This window comes from Geodermatophilus sp. SYSU D00742, from assembly GCF_054049935.1.
Genome location: NZ_JBJGYJ010000022.1, coordinates 23,650 through 45,179, shown reverse-complemented (window position 1 = coordinate 45,179; position 21,530 = coordinate 23,650). Strand labels below are relative to the sequence as shown.

Below are 21,530 nucleotides of genomic sequence, written 5' to 3'. Positions count from 1 at the left end.
TCCTTAGTCTGGCAGCCCCCGAGGGAGGCGTGTTGTTCTACTGGTTCCTCAAGTTCGTGGCGGTCGGCCCGGTCGTCAAGGTGGTGTTCCGGCCGCGGGCCGAGGGCGTGGACAACGTCCCCCGCACGGGGGCGGCCATCCTCGCCAGCAACCACCTGTCGGCGGCCGACTGGGTCTTCATGCCCCTGTCGCTGCGCCGTCGCGTCACCTTCCTCGCGAAGTCGGAGTACTTCACCGGCAAGGGCGTGAAGGGCTTCCTGCAGCGCGCCTTCTTCTCCGGCGCGGGGCAGGTGCCGATCGACCGCACCAACGCCTCGGCCGCGGAGAACGCGATCCGCACCGGGCTGCGGATCCTGCGCGAGGGCAAGCTGCTCGGCATCTACCCCGAGGGCACCCGCTCGCCGGACGGGCGGCTGTTCCGCGGCAAGACCGGCGTGGCGCGGATGGCGCTGGAGACCGGCGCGCCCGTCGTCCCCGTCGCGATGGTCTACCGGCCCCGCCGGCTGCCCCTGGTGGGGGAGAGACTGCCCAGGGTGTGCGTCCGCTTCGGGGCGCCCCTGGACTTCAGCCGCTACGAGGGGCTGGCCGGCGACCGCTTCGTCGAGCGGTCGATCACCGACGAGATCATGTACGAGATCATGACCCTGTCGTCGCAGGAGTACGTCGACGTCTACGGCGCCAAGGTCAAGAAGTCGATGGACGCGACCGGGGCCAGCGCCTCCGAGGTCATCCGGGAGATGCAGCCCCCCGTCGACGAGGCCGGCGACCGGGCGCCCGACACCCTGGCCGGCTGAGCCCCTCCCGGGCGGTGCCCGGGAGGGGCCGGACGGGGTCCACCGTCACGCCGGGTGCGGCCCGGGGCGCCACTCGTCGCGGTAGTGCGGGTGCTCGGCGTAGGTCTGGCCGATCAGGCGCAGGGCGTGGTCCATCGTGTCGCCGCGCGTGCCCTGCCGCTCCAGGTCGCGGAAGTACTCCACCAGCTGCCGCTTGGCCGCGGCGTCCCGCAGGACGTGCTCGACCAGGGCCCGGTTGCTCGGCACGGGGCTGAGCTGGACGAAGCGGGCGGCCTCCTCGTCCTCGTCGAACCGGGCCAGCAGGAACTCCACGAGGTCGCCGTCCCGGAGGGGGAGGTCCGCGTGGCGGCCGGTCGTCGGCATGCTCACACCGCCCAGCCGCCGGCCCGGGCCAGGCCGGCCCGCCAGCGGTCGTGCCGGCCGTCGTCCCGCCGTCCCGGCTCGGGCTCGAACCGGCGGTCCAGGGACCACGTCGCGGCCAGCTCGTCGGTGGTCGACCACACCCCGGTGCCCAGCCCGGCGAGGAACGCCGCACCCAGCGCCGTGGTCTCGGTGACCACCGGACGGCGCACCGGCACGCCCAGCTGGTCGGCCTGCAGCTGGAGCAGGAGGTCGTTGGCGCTGGCGCCGCCGTCGGCCGACAGCTCCGGCACCTCCAGCCCGGCCTCGTCGACCATGACGTCGACGACGTCGCGCACCTCGAAGGCGATCGCCTCAAGGGTGGCCCGCGCCAGGTGCGCGCGGGTGGTGCCGCGGGTGAGGCCGACGATGGCGCCGCGGGCGTGGGGGTCCCAGTGCGGGGCGCCCATGCCGGTCAGCGCGGGGACGAAGACGACGTCGCCGGAGTCCGGCACGGTGCGCGCCAGGCCCTCGATCTCGGCGGCGGAGTCGATCAGGCCCAGCCCGTCGCGCAGCCACTGCACCGCCGCGCCGGTCACGAAGATCGCCCCCTCCAGCGCGTAGACCAGGCCGTCGCCGAGGTCCCACGCCACCGTGGTCAGCAGCCCGGCGTCCGAGCGGACCGGCGTCGCCCCGGTGTTGGTGAGCACGAAGGAGCCGGTGCCGTAGGTGCACTTGCTCATGCCGGGGGAGTAGCAGGCCTGGCCGAACAGCGCGGCCTGCTGGTCGCCGGCGATGCCCGCGACGGGCAGCTCCAGCCCCAGGAACGCGTCGGGGTCGGTGGTGCCGACGGCGCCGGAGCTGGGCACCACCTCCGGCAGCGCGGCGCGGGGGACGTCGAACAGCGCGCACAGCTCCTCCGACCACCCGCCCGTCCCGAGGTCGTAGAGCAGCGTGCGGCAGGCGTTGCTGGGGTCGGTGACGTGCGCGGCCCCGCCGGTCAGCCGGGCGACGACGAACGAGTCGACCGTGCCCAGCGCCAGGCTGCCGTCGCGGACCCCGGCCCACAGGCGCGGCTCCTCGGCCGCCAGCCAGCAGAACTTGGTGCCGGTGAAGTAGGGGTCCAGCCGCAGCCCGGTCAGCTCGGCGACCCGCTCCTCGTGCCCGGCCTCGCGCAGCCGGTCGCAGATGCCGCTGGTGCGCCGGTCCTGCCACACGATCGCCGGCCGCGGCGCGCGGCCGGTGCGCCGGTCCCAGACCACGGCGGTCTCGCGCTGGTCGGTGATCCCGACACAGGTCGGCTGCGCGTCGGTGCCGGCCAGCGCCTGACGGCACGCGGCGAGGGTCGCCGTCCAGATGTCCTCGGGCTCGTGCTCGACCCAACCCGGGTGGGGGAACAGCTGCGCGAACTCGCGGTAGCCGCGGGCGAGGACGGCTCCGTCCTCACCCACGACCAGCGCGGTCACCCCGGTCGTCCCCGCGTCGATCGCCAGCACCGGCATGGGCCCGAACCTATCCGGTGGCCCCTGCGGCGAGCACCGCGCCGAGCCCACCCGCCTACGGTGGGTGCCGTGCGGCGGTTCTTCTACGACACCGAGTTCATCGAGGACGGCACCACGATCGACCTGGTGTCGATCGGTGTCGTCGACGAGACCGGGCGGGAGTTCTACGCCGTCAGCACCGAGTTCGACGAGCGCCGGGCCATCCCGTGGGTGCGGCGCAACGTGCTCGACCAGCTGCCCCCGCCGGCCGACCGGGCCTGGCGCAGCCGGCAGCGCATCCGCGAGGACCTCCTGGCCTTCCTCACCGGGCCCGGTGAGGAGATCGAGCTGTGGGCCTGGTTCGCCGCCTACGACCACGTGGCGCTGTGCCAGCTGTGGGGCGCGATGCCGGCGCTGCCCCGGCCGATCCCGCGGTTCACCCGGGAGCTGCGCCAGCGGTGGGACGACCTCGGTCAGCCGCCGCTGCCGCCCAAGCCGGCCGGCACCCACGACGCGCTGGTCGACGCGCGCTACAACCTGGCGCGCTGGCAGGCGATGGAGGGCGCACGGCCGCGCTGACGGCCGCGGCGGTCAGGCGCCCCGGGCCGGCGTGGGGGTGAAGCGGACCGGCAGCTCCTTCACGCCCCGCAGGACGCCGCCGGCCGACCACTCCAGCTCGTCCTCGGCCACGGCGAGGGCGAGGTCCGGCAGCCGGGCCAGGAGCGCGGTGAACGCGACCTGTCCCTCCAGCCGGGCCAGCGGAGCGCCCAGGCAGTAGTGGACGCCGTGCCCGAAGGCCAGGTGTCCGCGACCGCCTGCCCCGACGTCGAGGGAGTCCGGGTCCGGGAAGCGGTCGGGGTCGCGGTCGGCCGCCGCGATCGCGAGCAGCACCACGTCCCCGCGGGGGATGGCCACCCCGCCGATCTCGAGGTCCTCGACGGCGTAGCGGGTGAGCCCGGGGTTGACCGGGCCGTCGAAGCGGAGCAGCTCCTCGACCGCCCGGGGCACGAGGGAGGTGTCCGCGCGCAGCCGGTCGAGCTGGTCGGGGGAGCGCAGCAGGGCCAGCGTGCCGTTGCCGATGAGGTTGACGGTGGTGACGTACCCGGCGACGAGCAGCAGGAAGGTCATCGCGAGGAGCTCCTGCCGGTCGAGGCGCTCACCCTCGTCGGTCGCCCCGACCAGGTCGCTGAGCAGGTCGTCCGCGGGCCGTGCGCGTTTGGTCTCGACGAGGTCGGCGAGGTAGCCGTGCATCCGCTGCCGGGCCGCCGCCACCCGCGCCATGTCCTCGTGCGGGTCGAACGGCCGGTCCAGCACCTCGTCGGTCCACGCGCGGAAGCGCTCCCGGTCGGCCTCCGGGACGCCGAGGAGCTCGCCGATGACGGTGATCGGCAGGGGCAGGGCGAACTCGCCGACGAGCTCGGCCGTGCCGCGCGGGGTGAACCGGTCGAGCAGCGCGTCGGTGATCTGCTGCACCCGTGGCCGCAGCCCCTCGACGCGGCGGGCGGTGAAGGCCTGGGACACCAGCCGGCGCAGCCGGGTGTGCTCCGGCGGGTCGGTGCCGATCATGCTGCGGCTCAGGAAGTCGCCGCGCAGCAGCGGGCGCAGCGCGACCGCGTGGTGCGGGTCGTTGCTCAGCCGCGGATCGCCCAGCGCCGCCAGGACGTCGTCGTAGCGGGCGACCACCCACACGGGCAGCCCCAACCGCGGGTCGGTGCGGCGGACCGGCCCGCTCTCGCGCAGCGCGGCGAGCACCGGCCAGGGGTCGGCCAGCTCGAGCGGGTCGGCCAGCGGGGTGGTGGGCACGGTCATGGCCGGCTCCCCTCCGGTCGCAGGACCCCCGTGGGACGGGGACCAGCGTGGCACCGGGCGGGGACCGGGTCGATGCCTCCCCGGGACGCGGTGACCCGTCAGGTGGCCGGTGCGTTCGCCCGCGGCTCCGCCCCCGTGCGGGGCACCGGCACCCCGGCGCGCTGCAGCTCGGTGAGCGCCGTGATCATCCGGGTGAACTCCTCCGCGTCCGGCGGGACGAAGCGCTCGGCCGTCGGCACCTGCTGCAGCACCCGCAGGAAGTCCTCGAGCGCCGTCCCGTTGGCGGTGGGCAGGTGCGAGGAGAAGATCCGGGTCGGTTGCAGCCGGCGGACCCGGTCCAGGACCTGACCGAACTCCGCGGGCTCGGTCAGGTGGACCCACGGCGAGTCCATCGTCGCCCACCCGAGCATCCCGCCCGCGAGCGCCTCGGGCGGCACCTCGGCGGCGTCGTGCGTCGCCTCCGGGATGATCGCCCCGAAGGCGTCGACGCTGAAGAGCGCGCCGGTGGAGCGGTCCAGCACGCCGGTGGACATCGGGTTGTCGAACAGCGGCGGGGCGACGGCGGTCAGGGTGCGGTCGCCGACGTGGACCTCGTCACCGAACCGGATCGCGTGCACGCGGTCCATCGGCACCGGCCACCAGGTCGCCATCCGCAGGGCGCTGAACCCGTGCGTGACCAGCCGGGCGTCCGGCGCCAGGTCCATGACCCGCTGGATGTTGCCGGTGTGGTCGGCGTCGTCGTGGGTCAGCCAGATCCAGCGCAGCGAGCGGGGGTCGATGACCGAGCTCAGCGCGTCGATGAACTGGTCGGCGTCGACCCCGAGCCCGGTGTCGACGAGCACCGGCTCCTCGGCCATGATCAGGAAGGCGTTGATCGGCAGGACGCCGGCTCCCGGCAGCGCCAGGTTGGCGGGGAGCACGTGGACGTCGGGCGCGGCCTGGTAGGGACTGTCCATCCCGGCACCTCCGGACGGGGTGTTCGGCGGCGCCGCGGCTCGGCCCGCGGCTCGACGCTAGGCGTCCGGGGAGGCACCGGGCAGGGCACTAGTGCTCCGGCCGGTCCCGGCTGCGCCCCGCAGGTGCGCCCAGTCCTCCGGGTGGGCACGCAGGTGCTCGGCGACGGTCCGGGCGGGCCGGCCGGTGAGCGAGGGGACGACGTCGCTGACCGCCGCCATCTCGCCGGCGGCGATCGCGAGGTAGCTGGTCACCCAGCCCTCGATCTCCCAGTCGGGGTGCCCGGACGGACGGCGGGTCGCCCAGGCCTCCTCGACCGTCTGCCGGCGGTAGACCGCGGGCCGGCCGGTGACCTCGGCCAGGACCGCCACCGCCTCGTCCAGCGAGAGCGGCGCCGGCCCCGTGACGTCCAGCGTGGCGCCGTCCAGGGCGGGGGAGTCGTCCAGGAGGGCGGCGGCGCCGACGTCGGCGAGGTCGTCGCGGGAGACGAAGCTCGCCCGGCCCTCGCCGGCCGGGGCGGCGATCACCACCCGCCCCTCCTCGAGGGTGGCGAAGAACGGCACGAAGTCGGCGTACATGGCGTGCCGCAGGACCGTGGACCGGACGCCCGTGGCGGCGAGGGCGTCCTCGGTGGCGGCGTGCTGCCGGGCGAGGGTGAAGACGGCGTCCGGCGCGGCGCCGAGGAAGGACGTGTAGACGACCCGCTGCACGCCGGCGTCGGCGGCGGCGCGGACGGCGGTGCGGTGCTGCTCCAGGCGGTCCTCGGCCTCGGCCGCCGACACCAGGTAGAGGGTGTGCACGCCGGCGAGCGCGGCGGCCAGGCCGGGCCCGTCGGCGTACCCGCCCGGTGCGGCGACGACCTCCGCGCCCGGCAACCGCGGGGCCCGCCCCGGGTCGCGGACCACCAGTCGCAGGGCGACGTCGTCCCGCCCGGCGAGGCGGGCGGCCACCCGCCCGCCGAGGGTGCCGGTGGCCCCGGTGACCCCGATCGTGCGCGTCACGGGTGACCTGGCCCGGAGTGCGGCATCATGACCGCACGAACCGCTGAGCAGCGAGGACCCTTCCCGCGGAGGACGCACATGCGCATCGGCATCCTGACCGGCGGCGGTGACTGCCCTGGCCTGAACGCGGTCATCCGGGCGGTCGTCCGCAAGAGCGTCACCCAGCACGGCGACGAGGTCGTCGGCTTCCGCGACGGCTGGCGGGGCGTGCTCGAGGCGGACACGGTGCCGATGCACCTGTCCGCCGTCCGCGGGATCCTGCCCCGTGGCGGCACCGTGCTGGGCACCTCGCGGACCAACCCCTACGCCCTCGAGGGCGGCGCCGACCGGGTGATGGCCAACCTCGAGCGGCTGGGCATCGACGCGCTGATCCCCATCGGCGGGGAGGACACCCTCGGGGTGGCCACCAGGCTGGCCGAGGCCGGCGTGACCGTCGTCGGTGTCCCGAAGACGATCGACAACGACCTGGACGCCACCGACTACACGTTCGGCTTCGACACCGCGCTGGGCGTGGCCACCGAGGCCATCGACCGGCTGCACACCACCGGCGACAGCCACCACCGCACGCTCGTCGTGGAGGTCATGGGCCGGCACGCCGGGTGGATCGCCCTGCACGCGGGGATGGCCGGCGGGGCCACCGTCGTCCTCATCCCGGAGCAGCCCTTCGACGTCGACGCCGTCGTCGCGCACTGCCAGCACCGCTTCGACTCCGGCTACTCGCCGATCGTCGTGGTCTCCGAGGGGGCGGTCGCCAAGGGCGGGGACCTCGTGCTCGCGACGGGGGAGACCGACGCGTTCGGCCACGTGCGGCTCGGCGGCATCGGCACGGCGCTGGCCTCATTGATCGAGCAGCGCACCGGGCGGGAGGCGCGGGCGGTCGTGCTCGGGCACATCCAGCGCGGGGGCACCCCCTCGCCGTTCGACCGGGTGCTGGCCACGCGGTTCGGGCTGGCCGCCGTCGACGCCGTCCACGACGGCGAGTCCGGCGTGATGGTGGCGCTGCGGGGCACCGACATCGTCCGCGTCCCGCTGACGGCGGCGACCGCCCGGCTGAAACTGGTGCCCGTGGAGCGGTACGCGGAGGTGGAGGTCTTCTTCGGCTGAGCGGCGGCACCGCCGTACCCTCTGTAGGCGTGAGCCTTCCCGATCCCGCGGATGTGGTCCCCGGCCTCGACCGGTGGCGTGAGCTGCCGGCTGCCCAACAGCCGGAGTGGCCCGACCGCGCCGCGCTGGACGCCGTCCTCTCCACCCTGTCGTCGGTGCCGCCGATCGTCGCCCCCAGCGAGGTCGACGAGCTGCGCACCCGCCTGGCCGAGGTCGCGCAGGGTCGGGCGTTCCTGCTGCAGGGCGGGGACTGCGCGGAGACCTTCGACCTGAACACCGACGCGCACCTGCAGAGCACCACGCGCACGCTGCTGCAGATGGCCGTCGTGCTCACCTACGGCGCCAGCGTGCCCGTGGTCAAGGTGGGGCGGGTCGCCGGGCAGTACGCCAAGCCGCGGTCGTCGAACATCGACGCGCTGGGCCTGCCCTCCTACCGGGGCGACATGGTCAACGCGCTGGAGCCGGTGCTCGAGCAGCGCATCCCGGACCCCCACCGGTTGGTCCGCGCCTACGCCAACTCGGCCGCGGCGATGAACATGATCCGGGCGTACGCGCGCGGCGGCATGGCCGACCTGCACGCGGTGCACGACTGGAACAAGGACTTCGTGGCCAACTCCCCGGCCGGGGTGCGCTACGAGGTCATCGCCCGCGAGATCGACCGGGCGCTGGCGTTCATGAAGGCCTGCGGGGTCGACGACGCCGCGCTGCGGGGTGTGGAGCTCTACAACAGCCACGAGGCGCTGGTCCTCGACTACGAGCGGGCGCTGCTGCGGGTGCACGAGGGCCGGCCCTACGCCTCCTCGGCGCACTTCGTCTGGATCGGTGAGCGCACCCGGCAGCTCGACGGCGCGCACGTGGAGTTCATGTCGCGGATCACCAACCCGATCGGCGTCAAGATCGGCCCGACGACGACCCCGGAGCAGGCCACCGAGCTGGTCGAGCGGCTGGACCCCGAGGGTGTCCCCGGGCGTCTCACGCTGATCAGCCGCATGGGCAACGGCAAGATCCGCGACGTCCTCCCGGCGATCGTCGAGAAGGTCACCGCCAGCGGGCACCAGGTCGTGTGGCAGTGCGACCCGATGCACGGCAACACCCACGAGTCCTCGACCGGCTACAAGACCCGCCACTTCGACCGCATCGTCGACGAGGTCCTCGGCTTCTTCGACGTGCACCGGGCGCTGGGCACGTGGCCCGGCGGCATCCACGTCGAGCTCACCGGTGAGGACGTCACCGAGTGCCTCGGCGGCGCCATGGAGATCAGCGACGAGGACCTCAACAGCCGGTACGAGACCGCCTGCGACCCGCGGCTGAACACCGGCCAGTCGCTGGAGCTGGCGTTCCTGGTCGCCGAGATGCTGCGTGGGTAAGGGTCCCGTCCTCCTCATCCCCCGCAAGCTCGGGACGGGCCTCTGGACGGGGCCGGTGCAGGGACCCTGCGGGAGGTCGTCATGACCGCAGTGGTCGACCTGCGCAGTGACACCGTCACCCGGCCCACGCCCGGCATGCGGCGGGCGATGGCCGGGGCCGAGGTCGGCGACGACGTCTACGGCGAGGACCCCGTGGTGCGGGCGCTGGAGGAGCGGGTCGCCGACCTCATGGGCCACGAGGCGGCGCTGTTCGTGCCCTCCGGGACCATGGGCAACCAGATCGGCATGCGCTTGGTCTGCGAGCCGGGCCAGGAGGTGCTCTGCGACGCCGACGCGCACGTGGTCACCTACGAGATGGGCGCCGCGGCCGCGGTGTTCGGCATCTCGACCCGCACGGTCGTGACCGGTGGTCAGGGGCGGGAGGGTGGGACGGCTGGTTGCGGCCGGCTCGACGCCGACCAGCTGATCGCCCAGGTGCGCCCGCGCGGCGACTGGCACCTGACCGCCACCGCCGCGGTCGCCGTGGAGAACACCCACAACCGCGGCGGCGGCCTGGTGCAGCCGCTGGAGCAGTTGCAGCGGCTGTGGGACTGGTCGAGGGAGACCGGGGTCGCCGTGCACCTCGACGGCGCCCGGCTGTTCAACGCCTCGGTCGCCTCGGGGATCGACCTGGCCACCTACGGGCGGCTGGCCGACACCGCCTCGGTGTGCCTGTCCAAGGGCCTGGGCGCGCCGGTGGGCTCGGTGCTGGTCGCCTCGGCCGAGCGGATCGCGGCCGCCCGGCTGTGGCGTAAGCGGCTCGGCGGCGGCATGCGGCAGGTCGGCGTCCTGGCCGCCGCCGGTCTGTACGCCCTGGACCACCACCTCGCGCGGCTGGCCGAGGACCACGAGCACGCGCGGCTGCTGGCCAAGCGGCTGGGCGTCGACCCGGCCACGGTGGAGACGAACATGGTCGTGCTCGACGACGTCCCCGCGCCCGTGGTCGCCGAGGCCGCCAAGGCCCAGGGGGTGCTGGTCTCCCAGGTGAGCCCGCGCCGGGTCCGGCTGGTGACCCACCTCGACGTCGACCGGGCCGGCGTCGAGCGCGCCGCCGACGTCCTCGCGGGGCTGCTGGACCGCTGACCCCGCCGCGCCGGGCCGCCTCCGCGCACGGAGGCGGCCCGGCGCGCTGCTCACCAGGTGCCGTGCAGCAGGTCGTTGTTCGCCGTGCGGGTCGTGGGGACGGCGTCCCTCGTGGTCGCGCCGAGGACGGCGCTACCGACCGCGGCGGGTGAGGCGGTCCGGTGGTCCTGCAGGTAGCGGGCCGCGACCCCCGCCACGTGCGGGGTGGCCATCGAGGTGCCGTTCAGGACCGCCGTCGCGGCCGGGGCCGTGTGCCACGCGCTGGCGACCCGGACGCCCGGGGCGAACAGGTCGACGCAGCGGCCGTAGTTGCTGAAGGAGGCCGGGCGGTCGGTCTCGTCGCTGGCCGCCACCGTGAGCGCCCCGGAGACCCGCGCCGGTGAGGTCTTGCAGGCGTCCTGCGGGATGCCCGCGGCGTTGCCGTTGCCGGCCGCCACGGCGTACGTGACGCCGTCGGCAATCGAGCGGGCCACGGCGTTGTCGAGCGCCGTGCTGGTCGCGCCGCCGAGGCTCATGTTGGCGACGGCGGGCACGCCGGCCTGGTGGTGGCCGGTCACCCAGTCGACGCCGGCGATGACGCCGGAGATGCTGCCGTTGCCGGCGCAGTCCAGCACGCGCACGGCGAGCAGCGACACGTCCTTGGCGACGCCGTACGTGGCGCCCCCGACCGTGCCGGCGACGTGGGTGCCGTGCCCGTTGCAGTCCTGTCCGGTGCCGCCGAGCACGTCCGTGCCCACCGCGGCCCGCCCGCCGAACTCCGTGTGGCCGGTCAGGATCCCGGTGTCGATCACGTACGCCGTGACGCCGGAGCCGGTCGCGGTGTACGTGTAGGACCCGTCGAGCGGCAGGGCGCGCTGGTCGGTGCGGTCCAGTCCCCACGGCCCGGTGGACGGCGCGATCGCCTGGGTCGCCGACACCCGGACCGGCCCGTCCGGTTCGACCGCGCGGATGCCCGGCAGCGCGGCGAGGCGTGGGGCGAGCGCTGCCGGCAGACGGACGGCGAAGCCGGATAGCGCCTCGGTGTAGACGTGGCTGATCCGTCCTCCGAGTCCGCGCGCCCGCTCGGCGGCGGTCGCCGGGCGCGTCCCGGGGTCGACGGTGACGACGTAGGACGCGAGAGCCGAGCCGGGTGCGGTCTCGGCGGGGGCAGCGGCTGCGGGGCCGGCCGTGGCCCCCACTCCGGTGGCGGCCAGGACGGCCAGCACGGCAGCGGCCAGGGGGCGGCGGATGGGCACGGGGTCTCCTCGATCGCAGGCTGCGGCGCCTCGGGTCCGCGGTGGGAGGCACCGGCAGCGAACACGGGGACGGGGACCGCGTCCGGTTCCCACGCGGGCACGTGACGCGTGTGGCGGGTGGGTCGGGCGCCGGCACGGCAGCGGGCCCGTACCCCCGGGGGGTGCGGGCCCGCTGCCGTGCGTGTGGAGGGCTACTCGGCGTGGTCGCCGGGGGTGGGGTGCTCGATCTGGCCGGCCAGGTACAGCGGCTCGCCGAGGGTGTCGAGCAGGTGCAGCTGGGTCTCGAGGTAGTCGATGTGGTGCTCCTCGTCGGCGAGGATCTGCTCGAAGAGGTTCTTGCTCACCCGGTCGCCGACCGACTCGCAGTAGGGGATGGCCTCGCGCAGCCGCGCGATGACCTCGACCTCGATGGCCATGTCGGACTCGAACTGCTCGCGGACGGTCTGCCCGATCCGCAGCGGCAGCAGCTTCTGGTAGTTGGGCAGACCCTCGAGGAAGAGGATGCGGTCGGTGAGCCGCTCCGCGTGGGTCATCTCCTCGATGGACTCGTCCCGGGTGTGCTTGGCCAGCTTGTTGTAGCCCCAGTTGGCCTGCATCTTGGCGTGCAGGAAGTACTGGTTGATGGCGGTGAGTTCGCTGGTCAGCTGCTCGTTGAGGTACTCGATGACCCGTGCGTCACCCTGCATGGCGCTCCTCCTCGGCTCGACTGGGGCCGAGGCTAGTGGCACGGTCCGGGCCCGGCCGCACCCAGGTCGGCCTCAGCATGGGCAGCCTGTCCTCAGGCGGCGGGCTCGCGGAGCTCGAGGCCGTGCAGCGGGTCGACGGCGCGCAGCCGGTCGCAGATGCGGTCGAGGCAGTTGCCGCACCCGGTGCCCGCACCGCAGGCCTCGCCGACCTCCTCCTCGGTGCGCGCGCCCTCGTCGATCACGCCGGCCAGCTGGGTGTCGCTGACGGCGAAGCAGATGCAGACGTACACGCGCACTCCCGGGGCCGGGGAAGGAAAGGCACCCCTAAGTTAGCCGACCCTTAGCGGAACGCCAAGGGTCGTTGTGCCCATCTTCGGGAGCCGGGATGTGTGCGGCATCACCAGCAGGACGTCCCGCGACGGTCGGAGGACTCAGCTCGCCAGCGGGACGGCGGCCGGCCGGGGGGCCGTGAGGTCCTTGAGCAGGGCGATGTCCGCGGCGTGACCGGCCCAGGCGACGCCGTCCCGCTCCGACGGCGTCTCCACCACGACCGGGACGCCGGCCATCGACGGGTGCGCCAGCAGCTCGGCGAACGGGCCGGTGCCGTACTCGCCGCTGCCGATCGTGCCCTCGCCGATGGTGGTGTGCCGGTCGCGCCTGGAGCCGCAGTCGTCCAGGGAGTCGTTGGCGTGCACCAGGCCCAGCCGGCCGGGGCCCACGGTGGCCTCGAGCGCGTCCAGCGTGGCGGTCATGCCGCCGGGCACCGACAGGTCGTGACCGGCCGCCCAGGCGTGGCAGGTGTCGAAGCAGACGCCGACCAGGGGGTGGTGCTCGAGAGCCGCCAGGTACGGGCCGAGGTCCTCGACGGTGGCGGCCAGCGACCTGCCACCACCGGCCGTCGGCTCCACGAGCAGCCGCGGGCCGTCGGCCGGCGCCGCCTCCAGCACCGGCAGCAACCGCTCGTGCAGCTGGCGCAGGGCGTCCTCGTAGCGGTCCTCGCCGACGGCGGAGCCGGCGTGCACGACGACGCCCCGGCAGCCCAGCTGCGCACCCCGGGCGAGGTTGTGCGCGATCGAGGCGATCGACTGCTCGACGGTGGCCTCGGTGGGGGAGCCGACGTTGACCAGGAACGGCGTGTGGATGAACGACGGCACCCCGCGCTCGGCGCAGCCCTCGACGAAGAGGGCGTCCTGCTCCGCGTCACCGGCGGTGAGCTTCCACCCGCGGGGGTTGCCGACGAAGACCTGCACGGCCCGGGCGGCGACGGCGTCGGTGTAGGCCAGGCCGCCCTTGGCCAGCCCGCCCTTGATCTGGATGTGCGCGCCGATCGGCGGCACACCGGGGAGTGTGCGCAGTGTCCTCAGTCCTGTCCGAAGGTCACCAGGATCGTCACCGACGTGCCGATGTCGACCACCTCGCCGGCGCTGGGCGTCTGCCGCAGCACGCGGTTGCCGAAGAACTGGCTGACCTGCACCTGCAGGCCGGCGGCCCGGAGGGCGGCGGTCGCCTCCTCCTCGCTCCTGCCGACCACGTCGGGGACCGTCACCTGCGGCAGGCCGACCGACACCTGGATCGTGACGGTGCTCCGGTGCGGCGCGGCCTGGCCGGCGGCCGGGTCGACCGCCATCACCTCGCCGGGGTCGACGTCGGCGCTGCGCCCCTCGGTCCGCTGCACGGTGAACCCGAGGGCCTGCAGGTTGGCCGCCGCCTCGTCGGGCGACAGGCCGACGACGGCGGGGACGGCCACGGGCTCGTGCCCGCGGCTGACGTAGACGATCAGCTCCTGACCGCGCTTGAGCTCGGTGCCCGCCTCGGGCTCGAAGCCGGTCACGTGGCCGACGGGCACCTTGTTGTCGTAGTCCTGCACCACCTTGGACACGACCGGGATGCCGGCCTCGATCCGGCCGAGCACCTCCTCCTGCGGCCGACCCACCATCGCCGGGTCCACCTCGAACCGCTCGGGGCCCTTGGAGACGGTCAGCCGGACGTCGGTGCCGCGGATCGCCTCACCGCCGTCGGGGTCGGCGGCGATGACCACGCCCGCGTCGACCTCCTCGCTGAACTCCTCCGCGCAGCAGTCGGGGTCCAGCCCGGCCTCCTGCAGCAGGTCGATGGCGGCGGACTGCTCCTTGCCGGCGAGCGCCGGCACCGTCGTCCAGCGGCCGGAGCCCATCCACCAGCCGACGGCGCCGATGGTGATCGCCAGCAGCAGCACCACCGCGACGGCGAGGCGCGCGCGGCGGCGGCGGATGTGCTGGGGCACGCCGGGACGGCGCTGCTCCAGCGACGGGCGGCGGCCGGCGACGTCGGTGGTCGGGCCGGGGACCGTGCCGGGCAGCATCGAGGTGCGCGCGCCGCGACCCGGGCGGGTGCTCGTGGCGCCGAGCACCTCGGTGCCGTCGGAGGGGCCCGGGTCGCTGGGGTGCCGCGGACGGCTGGGCCGGTTGGTGGGGCGCAGTGTGCCGGGGCCGGCGGTGCTGCGGCCGGTGGGCACGGGGACCCGGTCGATGCCGAGGTCGCTGCGCACGTCCTCGAGGTCGGCGAGGAACGCGCCGGCGTCCAGCGGCCGGACGGCGGGGTCGCGGCGGGTGGTGCGCGCGACGAGCTCGTCGACCTCCCACGGGATGCCCGGCACCTCGTCCGACGGCCTGGGCATGTCGTGGTGCACGTGCTGGTAGGCCACCGCCAGCGGGGTGTCGCCGCCGTAGGGCGGGTGACCGGTGAGCATCTCGAACAGCACGACCCCGGCGGCGTACACGTCGCTGCGCGCGTCGGCCCTGCCGCGCTCGAGCTGCTCGGGGGAGAGGTAGGCGACGGTGCCGATGAGCACGCCCCCGGTGTGGCTGGTCTGTCCGGTGCCGGTGAGCGCGCGGGCGAGGCCGAAGTCGGCCACCTTCACGACCCCGTCGGCCCCGATGAGGACGTTCTCCGGCTTGATGTCGCGGTGCACGATGCCGGCCCGGTGCGCGGCGGTCAGCCCGGACAGCACCGGCTCGAGCACGGCGAACGCCTCGCCGATGGTGAGCCGGCCGCGGGCCTGCAGCAGGTCGCGCAGCGTGCGGCCGCGGACCAGCTCCATGACGAGGAACACCAGGCCCTGGTCGCTGCCCTGGTCGCTCACCGAGACGACGTTGGGGTGGCTCAGCATCGCCGCGGCCCGCGCCTCGCGGGTGAACCGGTCGACGAAGGTCGGGTCGTGCATGAGGTGCTCGGCCATGACCTTGACCGCGACCGTCCGGTGCAGCCGCAGGTCCTGGGCGGCGTAGACGGTCGACATGCCGCCGCGGGCCAGCCGCTCCTGGAGGTGGTAGCGCCCCTCCAGGACGAGGCCGACCGCGGGGTCGGTCACGGCGGTGTCCACCCGGTCGAGTGTAGGAGCGGCCGGGACGTCCGCCGCCCGCACACGCGGGTGTGACCGGTGTGGCGGTTCACCCGTCACACCCGTCCCCTCCTACCCGTCAGGCCGGGCCGAACGGACCCGGCCCCGCGGTCCCCTACAGGTCGAGGCCGGGGTAGAGCGGGTGCTCGTCCAGCAGCTCCGCGGCGGCGGCGCGGGTCCGCTCGGCCAGGCCCTCGGTGGTCGTGTACCCGGCCTTCGACACGCCGCCGTCCCGGGTGGCGGTGGGCGTGGTGCCCGACAGGACGTCGACGATCAGCTCGGCGGTGCGGTCGAACTCGGCCGCCCCGAAGCCGCGGGTGGTCAGCGCCGGGGTGCCCAGCCGGACGCCGGAGGTGTACCAGGCGCCGTTGGGGTCGGCCGGGACGGCGTTGCGGTTGGTCACGATGCCGGCGTCCAGGAGCGCGGACTCCGCCTGCCGGCCGGTGAGGCCGAAGGAGCTGACGTCGACGAGCACCAGGTGGTTGTCGGTGCCGCCGGTGACCAGCGTCGCCCCGCGGCGGGTCAGGCCCTCGGCGAGGCTCTGCGCGTTGTCGGCGACGGCCTGCGCGTAGCCGGCGAACTCCGGACGGCGCGCCTCGGCGAAGGCCACCGCCTTGGCCGCCATGACGTGCGGGAGCGGACCGCCCAGGACCATCGGGCAGCCGCGGTCGACGGCGTCGGCGTACTCCGGCTGGGCCAGCACCATGCCCCCGCGCGGACCGCGCAGCGACTTGTGCGTCGTCGTCGTGGTGACGTGGGCGTGCGGCACCGGGTCGAAGTCGCCGGTGAGCACCTTCCCGGCGACCAGGCCGGCGAAGTGGGCCATGTCGACGACGAGGGTCGCACCGACCTCGTCGGCGATCTCCCGCATCCTGGCGAAGTCGACCCGGCGCGGGTAGGCGGAGTAGCCGGCCATGAGGATCAGGGGGCGGAACTCGCGGGCCCGCTCCCGGACGACGTCGTAGTCGAGCAGCCCGGTCGCGGGGTCGGTGCCGTAGGAGGACTGCTCGAACATCTTGCCGCTGATGTTGGGCCGGAAGCCGTGGGTGAGGTGGCCGCCGGCGTCCAGCGACATGCCGAGCATCCGCTGGTCGCCCAGGGCGTGGCGCAGGTCGCTCCAGTCGGCGTCGGTGAGCTCGTTGACGTGCCGCACGCCGGCCTTCTCCAGGGCCGGCGCCTCGACGCGGGTGGCCAGCACCGCCCAGAAGGCGACCAGGTTGGCGTCGATGCCGGAGTGCGGCTGGACGTAGGCGTGCGGCGCGCCGAACAGCGCGCGGGCGTGCTCGGCGGCCAGCGCCTCGACGGTGTCGACGTTCTGGCAGCCGGCGTAGAAGCGGTGCCCGACGGTGCCCTCGGCGTACTTGTCGCTGAACCAGTTGCCCATGGTCAGCAGCACCGCGGGGCTGGCGTAGTTCTCGCTGGCGATGAGCTTGAGCGAGGCACGCTGGTCGGCGAGCTCGGCGCCGATGGCGTCGGCCACGCGGGGCTCGACGGCCCCGATGACGTCGAGGGCGCTGCGGTAGGCCGCCGACGCGGTGGCGGCGTCGAAGGCGGCGGTGGCGTCGGTCATGGGAGCCCTCCAGCGGGGGTCGACTCGGGGAGGTGCCCAGGCGCCCGGCGGGGGTGGTGCGGGCCGCTCCCCGGTGGTCGTGCCCACCTCGATGCGCCAGTCACGGCCCCGCAGCGATGGTAGCCGTGGCCGCGGGACCGGTCCCGCCGGTGTCCGTCGCCCGGGCGCCATAGGCTCGCTGCCCATGGAGACGCTCACCCCAGCGGAGGTCGCCGCCGTCCTCGGGGTCTCACCGAACCGGGTCCGTCAGCTGCTGCGCGAGCGCAAGCTCATGGCGGTGCCCGGGAGCGGCAACAGCAGGATCCCGGCGGACTTCCTGCAGGACGGCGCCGTCCTCAAGCACCTGCCGGGGCTCATCACCGTCCTCAGGGACGGCGGGTTCAGCGACGAGGAGGCCTTCGAGTGGCTGTTCCGGGCCGACGAGTCGCTGCCCGGCACCCCGGTCGAGGCGCTGCGCAACGACCGGCACACCGAGGTCACCCGCCGGGCCCAGGCACTGGCGTTCTGAGTCGCGCGTGGGCTCCCTGACGTACCTGGCGCTCCTGGCCGGCTGCCTGGTCGTCACCGCGCCGCTGGAGCTGGTCCTCCGGGTGCGGGTCTACGCGCGCTGGCGGCGGCTGCTGGTGGCCGTCGTCCCGGAGTTCGCCGTCTTCGTGGTCTGGGTGCTGTACGCGATCGCGCAGGGGCACTGGGACTACTCCGACCGCCTGACCCTGGGCGTCCGGCTGCCCGGCGGTCTCCCGGTCGAGGAGGTGCTGTTCTTCCTCGTCGTCCCGCTGTGCTCGGTGCTGGCGCTGGAGGCGGTGCGGAAGGTGACCGGCTGGGACGCCGGCTACCCGGCCGAGGAGGCCGAGCGGTGAGCTACTCGACGCTGGCGGTGCTCGCGGTGGTCGCCGTCCTCGTGGTGGACCTCGCGGTCTACCGGACGCGGATGGTCACCCGGCGGGTCTTCTGGGTGGCCTACGCGATCGTGGTCACCTTCCAGTTGCTGATGAACGGCGTGCTCACCGGGATGGAGGTCGTCGTCTACGCCCCGGACACCATCTGGGGCCCGCGGATCGCCTACGCCCCGGTCGAGGACCTGCTGTTCGGCTTCGCCATGGTCACCCTGACCCTGGCCAGCTGGGCGGCGGTCAACCGGCGGGCGAACACCCCCAGGCGGCGCGGCCTGGACACCCGCACCCGGCGGTCGAGCACCCGGTAGTCGGCGCGCTCGATCTCGGTGAGGATGCCGCCGTAGAGGTCGGTCGCGGCCCGCACGCAGTCGCGGGACTCCGGTGCGAGCATCGGCGTCCCGGGCGCGGCGTCGTCGTAGCGGCGCCGCACGATGGCCACCATCTCCCGCATCAGCGCGCGGAAGCGCGCGTCGTACCGCTTGGCCGCGAGCTGCTCGCGGGTCACGCCGTGCGCGGCCATGAGGTCGGCGGGCAGGTAGACGCGGCCGCGGTCGACGTCCTCGGCCACGTCGCGCAGGAAGTTGGTCAGCTGGAACGCCTCGCCCAGGGCGATGGCGTGCGGCTCGGCCTCCTCACGGGCCACGCCCCGCGCGGTGCCGAGGACCGGCAGCACCTGCAGCCCGATCACCGCCGCCGAGCCCCACATGTAACGGTCGAGGGCGTCCATGTCGGCGTAGCCGGTGACGTCGAGGTCGCTGGTCATCGCCGCCAGGAAGTCGACGAGGTGCTCGACGGCGATGTCGTACCGGCGGTAGGTGTGCACCAGCGCCAGGCGCACCGGGTCGCCGGACCAGCCGGCGTCGAGCTCCGCGAGCACCGCGCGGGACCAGGCGGCCAGGTCGCCGGCGGGGTCGGCGCCGGGGTGGTCGACCAGGTCGTCGGCGGTGCGGGCGGCGGCGTAGAGGGCGTGCACCGCCGGGCGGCGCTCGGGGGTCAGCAGCCGGGTGGCGAGGTGGTAGCTCTTGCCGTGCGCGGCGGCGATCGCGGCGCAGTGCCGGTAGGCGGCGTCGAGGCGCTCCTGCCGTTCCTCCCGCGTCGGCGGCGGCTGCAGCGTGGTCACCCCGCCCGTCCGTGCACGTCCGCCGGCGTGCGCCGTGCGGGTCCGCGGCTGTGCGCGGGGCCGGTGATCCGCTCGGCCGCGAGCCGGCCGCTGATGACGACCATGGGCACGCCCACCCCGGGCTGCACCGACGACCCGGCCAGCACGACGTTCTCCGGGCCGCGGCGGGGGAGGGTCGGCGTCCGGAACGGGCCGGTCTGGCCGAAGGTGTGGGCCAGCGCGAACGGCGTCCCGGCGGCCATGCCCTGCGCCGCCCAGGTGCGCGGGGTGTCCATGTGCTCGACCTCGATGCCGCCGGTCAGGCCGGTCCAGCCGCGCGCCTCCAGGGTGGCCAGCACCTCGTCGCGGTAGCGGGGGCCCAGCGCCGTCCAGTCCAGGTCGGGGTTGCCGCCGCTGTGCGGGTCCAGGTTGGGCGTGGGGGCGACGATGCTGAGCACCTGCCCGCCGTCGGGGGCCAGGCTGCGGTCGGTGGCCGACGGCATGCTCACCAGCAGGCTCGGGTCGCTCATGGGCCGGCCGGCGCGGGTCAGCTCCTCGAACACCTCCTCCCACGCGGTGCCGAAGCTGATGGTGTGGTGCGCCTGGCCGGGCAGCTCGGCGCGCACACCCACGTGCAGGGCGACGCAGGACGGCGAGTACACGGGCCGGCGCCGCCGGGAGGAGCCGGGCACCAGGCGCTCGGGCCGGTCCACGGTCACCACGACGGCGTCGGCCGGCAGCCGGTCCCCGTCGTTGAGCAGGACGCCGGTGACCCGCCGCCCGGACAGCTCCAGCTCCCGGACGGCGGTGCCGTACCGGAGGGCCACGCCGGCGTCGGCCGCCGCGGCCGCCAGTGCCCGCGGGACGGCGGCGATCCCGCCGACCGGGTGCCACACGCCGGCGCCGATGTCGAGCTGCGCGATGACCGCGTAGGCGGCGATCGCCCGCTGCGGGCTGACCCCGGCGTAGAGGGCCTGGAAGCTGAACAGCCGGCGCAGCCGGTCGTCGGTGAAGGCCCGCGCCACGTGCCGGGACAGCCGCCCGAACCCGCCGCGCCGGGCCAGCGCGACCAGCTCCGGCCCGAGCAGGTCCAGCGGGGTGTCGAGGTTGCGGTCGATGAAGGTGTCCAGCTGCAACCGGTAGAGCTCGGCCAGCTCGGCCAGGTAGCGGCGCAGCGCGGCGGCCTCGCCCGGCCCGCACAGCGCCTCCACCTCCGCGGCGAAGGCGGCCGGGTCGGCGTGCACGTCCAGGTGCGACCCGTCGGCGAACTGCGCGCGGTAGGTGGTGTCCAGCGGGACGAGGGGCAGCCGGTCCTCGAGCTCCTCCCCGACCGCGGCGAGGGTGTCGGCGACCAGCTCGGGGGCGGTGAACACCGACGGGCCGGTGTCGAGGGCGTAGCCGCGTTCCTCGATGCGGCCGGCGCGGCCACCGGGGCCGGGACCGCGCTCGACGACGGTGACCTCGCGCCCGGCGCCGCGCAGCCGCAGCGCGGCCGACAGGCCGGCCAGCCCGGCGCCCACCACGACCACGCGGTCGGTGCGCCCGGGCACGGTCCGGACCATCAGGCGGTGCGGGTGGTGGCGGCCACCGCGAGCGCGTCGAGCGCGGCCCGGGCGTCGCCGGCGAACGGGGCCTCCGCGATGGCGGTGCGCGCGAGGGCGGTGCGCTCGGCGATGCGCTCCTCCACCCGCGCGCGGGCGCCGGTGGTCTCGATGAGGGCCCGCAGCGCGTCGAGGTCCTCCGTCGAGGCGTCCGGGTTGCCGAGCAGAGCGGCCAGCAACCGGCGCCCGGCGTCGTCCGTCGCCTCCTCGGCGAGGGCGACGAGCAGGGTCTGCTTGCCCTCCCGGAGGTCGTCGTCGGCGGACTTGCCGGTGACCGACGGGTCGCCGAACACCCCGAGGACGTCGTCGCGCAGCTGGAACGCCTCGCCCAGCGGCAGCCCGATCGCGGTACAGGCCTCAGCGGCCCGCTCGCCGGCCCCGGCGATGGCGGCGCCGAGCTGCAGCGGCCGCTGGACGGTGTACCCGGCGCTCTTGTAGCGGGCGACGGTCAGCGCGCCCTGGGCGCCGGGCAGGCCGCCGGCGGCCCGCAGCAGGTCCAGGTACTGGCCCGCCGTCACCTCGGTGCGCATGGTGTCCCAGACCGCGCGGGCCCGGGTGAGGGTGGCGGGGGAGAGGCCCGAGCGGCGGAGCAGCTCGTCGGACCAGACCAGCGCCAGGTCGCCGACGAGGATGGCCGCGCCGACCCCGAACGTCCCGCCGTCCCCGGTGAGCCGCCCGTCACCGTGCCGGGCGGCGAAGCCCACGTGGGTGGCCGGGCGGCCGCGGCGGGTGAGGGCGCCGTCCATGACGTCGTCGTGGACCAGCGCGCTGGCGTGCACGAACTCCAGGGCCGCGACGGCGCGCAGCACGGCGGCGTCGTCCTCGGCCGGGCCCTCGCCGCGCGCCGCGCGCCAGCCCCAGTAGGCGAACAGCGGACGCAGCCGCTTGCCGCCGTCGGCCAGGGCGCGGACCTCGTCGACCACGGGCAGGAGGGCGGCGTCCATGGCGGTGAGGACGTCCCGCTGCTCGTCGAGGAAGCCGGCGAGGGCCAGGTGCACCGCGGCGCGGACGCGGTCCACCTCCGCGGCGGCCACGGGCGGGGCGTCGGGCAGGGCGGTGGTCCCGCGCGTGCGCGCCCCAGCGGTCATCGCCC

General features: G+C 75.0%; 21 protein-coding genes, 1 pseudogene and 1 riboswitch. Of the genes and pseudogenes, 8 read left to right on the top strand and 14 right to left on the bottom strand.

Translation table 11 applies throughout. The features are described 5' to 3' along the window. Window positions 1-29 precede the first annotated feature (29 nt). Window positions 30-794 (top strand): lysophospholipid acyltransferase family protein, encoded by a 765-nt coding sequence (locus ACI78V_RS15465; RefSeq protein ID WP_456852243.1) that lies wholly within the window; start codon window positions 30-32, stop codon window positions 792-794. A 45-nt stretch (window positions 795-839) separates the two neighbouring features. Here ACI78V_RS15465 and ACI78V_RS15460 read toward each other — a convergent pair whose 3' ends face one another. Both ACI78V_RS15460 and glpK read right to left on the bottom strand, forming a co-directional pair. Beyond that, a complete protein-coding gene (locus ACI78V_RS15460; RefSeq protein ID WP_456852241.1) occupies window positions 840-1,157 on the bottom strand; it encodes a DUF6221 family protein in 318 nt (105 codons plus the stop codon). 2 nt (window positions 1,158-1,159) lie between these two features. Further along, a complete protein-coding gene (gene glpK / locus ACI78V_RS15455) occupies window positions 1,160-2,635 on the bottom strand; it encodes a glycerol kinase GlpK (protein ID WP_456852239.1) in 1,476 nt (491 codons plus the stop codon). Window positions 2,636-2,704: 69 nt separating this feature from the next. Between glpK and ACI78V_RS15450 the strand changes: the two genes are divergently transcribed. Next, window positions 2,705-3,193 carry a polyadenylate-specific 3'-exoribonuclease AS gene (locus ACI78V_RS15450; RefSeq protein WP_456852237.1) on the top strand — a complete coding sequence of 163 codons (489 nt, stop codon included), beginning with the start codon at window positions 2,705-2,707 and terminating at the stop codon, window positions 3,191-3,193. A gap of 12 nt (window positions 3,194-3,205) precedes the next feature. Here ACI78V_RS15450 and ACI78V_RS15445 read toward each other — a convergent pair whose 3' ends face one another. From ACI78V_RS15445 to ACI78V_RS15435, 3 genes are all read right to left on the bottom strand, one after another. After that, window positions 3,206-4,423: a cytochrome P450 family protein gene (locus ACI78V_RS15445; protein WP_456852235.1), complete on the bottom strand. Its 1,218-nt coding sequence runs from the start codon at window positions 4,421-4,423 to the stop codon at window positions 3,206-3,208. Between the two features lie 98 nt (window positions 4,424-4,521). Beyond that, window positions 4,522-5,379, bottom strand: a complete 858-nt coding sequence (locus tag ACI78V_RS15440; protein ID WP_456852233.1) for an oxygen-binding di-iron domain-containing protein — start codon at window positions 5,377-5,379, stop codon at window positions 4,522-4,524. 57 nt (window positions 5,380-5,436) lie between these two features. Beyond that, a complete protein-coding gene (locus tag ACI78V_RS15435; protein WP_456852231.1) occupies window positions 5,437-6,378 on the bottom strand; it encodes an SDR family oxidoreductase in 942 nt (313 codons plus the stop codon). Between the two features lie 78 nt (window positions 6,379-6,456). On the opposite strand from ACI78V_RS15435, the gene ACI78V_RS15430 reads away from it, so the two are divergent. The 3 genes from ACI78V_RS15430 (at window position 6,457) to ACI78V_RS15420 (ending at window position 9,971) form a co-directional block, all read left to right on the top strand. Continuing rightward, complete coding sequence (locus ACI78V_RS15430; RefSeq protein ID WP_456852229.1) at window positions 6,457-7,482, top strand: 6-phosphofructokinase; 1,026 nt, start codon at window positions 6,457-6,459, stop codon at window positions 7,480-7,482. 29 nt (window positions 7,483-7,511) lie between these two features. Then, window positions 7,512-8,849: a class II 3-deoxy-7-phosphoheptulonate synthase gene (locus tag ACI78V_RS15425; RefSeq protein WP_456852227.1), complete on the top strand. Its 1,338-nt coding sequence runs from the start codon at window positions 7,512-7,514 to the stop codon at window positions 8,847-8,849. 81 nt (window positions 8,850-8,930) lie between these two features. Then, the gene (locus ACI78V_RS15420) at window positions 8,931-9,971 is read left to right on the top strand and encodes a threonine aldolase family protein (RefSeq protein ID WP_456852226.1); all 1,041 of its coding nucleotides are present in this window, start codon (window positions 8,931-8,933) and stop codon (window positions 9,969-9,971) included. A gap of 50 nt (window positions 9,972-10,021) precedes the next feature. Here the strand turns inward: ACI78V_RS15420 and ACI78V_RS15415 are convergent, their stop codons facing one another. The 6 genes from ACI78V_RS15415 to ACI78V_RS15390 form a co-directional block, all read right to left on the bottom strand. Further along, entirely contained in the window at window positions 10,022-11,206 is a 1,185-nt protein-coding gene (locus ACI78V_RS15415; protein ID WP_456852224.1) for a S8 family peptidase, read from the bottom strand. 191 nt (window positions 11,207-11,397) lie between these two features. After that, the gene (gene bfr, locus ACI78V_RS15410) at window positions 11,398-11,892 is read right to left on the bottom strand and encodes a bacterioferritin (protein ID WP_456852222.1); all 495 of its coding nucleotides are present in this window, start codon (window positions 11,890-11,892) and stop codon (window positions 11,398-11,400) included. A 92-nt stretch (window positions 11,893-11,984) separates the two neighbouring features. Beyond that, a complete protein-coding gene (locus ACI78V_RS15405; RefSeq protein ID WP_456852220.1) occupies window positions 11,985-12,182 on the bottom strand; it encodes a (2Fe-2S)-binding protein in 198 nt (65 codons plus the stop codon). A 141-nt stretch (window positions 12,183-12,323) separates the two neighbouring features. Further along, complete coding sequence (locus ACI78V_RS15400) at window positions 12,324-13,229, bottom strand: deoxyribonuclease IV (protein WP_456852218.1); 906 nt, start codon at window positions 13,227-13,229, stop codon at window positions 12,324-12,326. 23 nt (window positions 13,230-13,252) lie between these two features. Then, entirely contained in the window at window positions 13,253-15,253 is a 2,001-nt protein-coding gene (gene pknB, locus ACI78V_RS15395; RefSeq protein WP_456852216.1) for a Stk1 family PASTA domain-containing Ser/Thr kinase, read from the bottom strand. Window positions 15,254-15,386: 133 nt separating this feature from the next. Further along, window positions 15,387-16,841, bottom strand: coding sequence for a glycine hydroxymethyltransferase (locus ACI78V_RS15390; protein ID WP_456852214.1), 1,455 nt, complete (start codon window positions 16,839-16,841; stop codon window positions 15,387-15,389). 27 nt (window positions 16,842-16,868) lie between these two features. Beyond that, window positions 16,869-16,955: riboswitch (ZMP/ZTP riboswitch) on the bottom strand. A gap of 70 nt (window positions 16,956-17,025) precedes the next feature. On the opposite strand from ACI78V_RS15390, the gene ACI78V_RS15385 reads away from it, so the two are divergent. From ACI78V_RS15385 to ACI78V_RS15375, 3 genes and pseudogenes are all read left to right on the top strand, one after another. Beyond that, window positions 17,026-17,349, top strand: coding sequence for an Rv2175c family DNA-binding protein (locus ACI78V_RS15385; protein WP_456852212.1), 324 nt, complete (start codon window positions 17,026-17,028; stop codon window positions 17,347-17,349). 7 nt (window positions 17,350-17,356) lie between these two features. Further along, window positions 17,357-17,701 (top strand): lycopene cyclase domain-containing protein, encoded by a 345-nt coding sequence (locus tag ACI78V_RS15380; protein WP_456852210.1) that lies wholly within the window; start codon window positions 17,357-17,359, stop codon window positions 17,699-17,701. Then, window positions 17,620-17,907: pseudogene (locus ACI78V_RS15375) on the top strand (hypothetical protein); the annotation flags it as partial. The gene ACI78V_RS15380 and the pseudogene ACI78V_RS15375, both read left to right, overlap by 82 nt. Here the strand turns inward: ACI78V_RS15375 and ACI78V_RS15370 are convergent. Genes ACI78V_RS15370 through ACI78V_RS15360 form a run of 3 tightly spaced genes read right to left on the bottom strand, consistent with a single transcriptional unit; the run spans window position 17,904 to window position 21,525 of the window. Then, on the bottom strand, window positions 17,904-18,857 hold the full coding sequence (locus tag ACI78V_RS15370) for a phytoene/squalene synthase family protein (RefSeq protein WP_456852208.1): 954 nt from the start codon (window positions 18,855-18,857) through the stop codon (window positions 17,904-17,906). The pseudogene ACI78V_RS15375 and the gene ACI78V_RS15370 sit on opposite strands and share 4 nt — an antisense overlap. Beyond that, a complete protein-coding gene (gene crtI, locus ACI78V_RS15365; protein ID WP_456852206.1) occupies window positions 18,854-20,386 on the bottom strand; it encodes a phytoene desaturase family protein in 1,533 nt (510 codons plus the stop codon). The genes ACI78V_RS15370 and crtI overlap by 4 nt, the downstream gene beginning before the upstream one ends. 11 nt (window positions 20,387-20,397) lie before the next feature. Continuing rightward, entirely contained in the window at window positions 20,398-21,525 is a 1,128-nt protein-coding gene (locus ACI78V_RS15360; protein WP_456852204.1) for a polyprenyl synthetase family protein, read from the bottom strand. Window positions 21,526-21,530: the final 5 nt, after the last annotated feature.

Bases quoted from the DNA above. Each gene is read 5' to 3' on its own strand.
- ACI78V_RS15460 (WP_456852241.1), bottom strand. From the start codon at position 1,157: ATGCCGACGACCGGCCGCCACGCGGACCTCCCCCTCCGGGACGGCGAC.
- glpK (WP_456852239.1), bottom strand. From the start codon at position 2,635: ATGCCGGTGCTGGCGATCGACGCGGGGACGACCGGGGTGACCGCGCTG.
- ACI78V_RS15445 (WP_456852235.1), bottom strand. From the start codon at position 4,423: ATGACCGTGCCCACCACCCCGCTGGCCGACCCGCTCGAGCTGGCCGAC.
- ACI78V_RS15440 (WP_456852233.1), bottom strand. From the start codon at position 5,379: ATGGACAGTCCCTACCAGGCCGCGCCCGACGTCCACGTGCTCCCCGCC.
- ACI78V_RS15430 (WP_456852229.1), top strand. From the start codon at position 6,457: ATGCGCATCGGCATCCTGACCGGCGGCGGTGACTGCCCTGGCCTGAAC.
- ACI78V_RS15420 (WP_456852226.1), top strand. From the start codon at position 8,931: ATGACCGCAGTGGTCGACCTGCGCAGTGACACCGTCACCCGGCCCACG.
- bfr (WP_456852222.1), bottom strand. From the start codon at position 11,892: ATGCAGGGTGACGCACGGGTCATCGAGTACCTCAACGAGCAGCTGACC.
- ACI78V_RS15390 (WP_456852214.1), bottom strand. From the start codon at position 16,841: ATGACCGACGCCACCGCCGCCTTCGACGCCGCCACCGCGTCGGCGGCC.
- ACI78V_RS15385 (WP_456852212.1), top strand. From the start codon at position 17,026: ATGGAGACGCTCACCCCAGCGGAGGTCGCCGCCGTCCTCGGGGTCTCA.
- ACI78V_RS15360 (WP_456852204.1), bottom strand. From the start codon at position 21,525: ATGACCGCTGGGGCGCGCACGCGCGGGACCACCGCCCTGCCCGACGCC.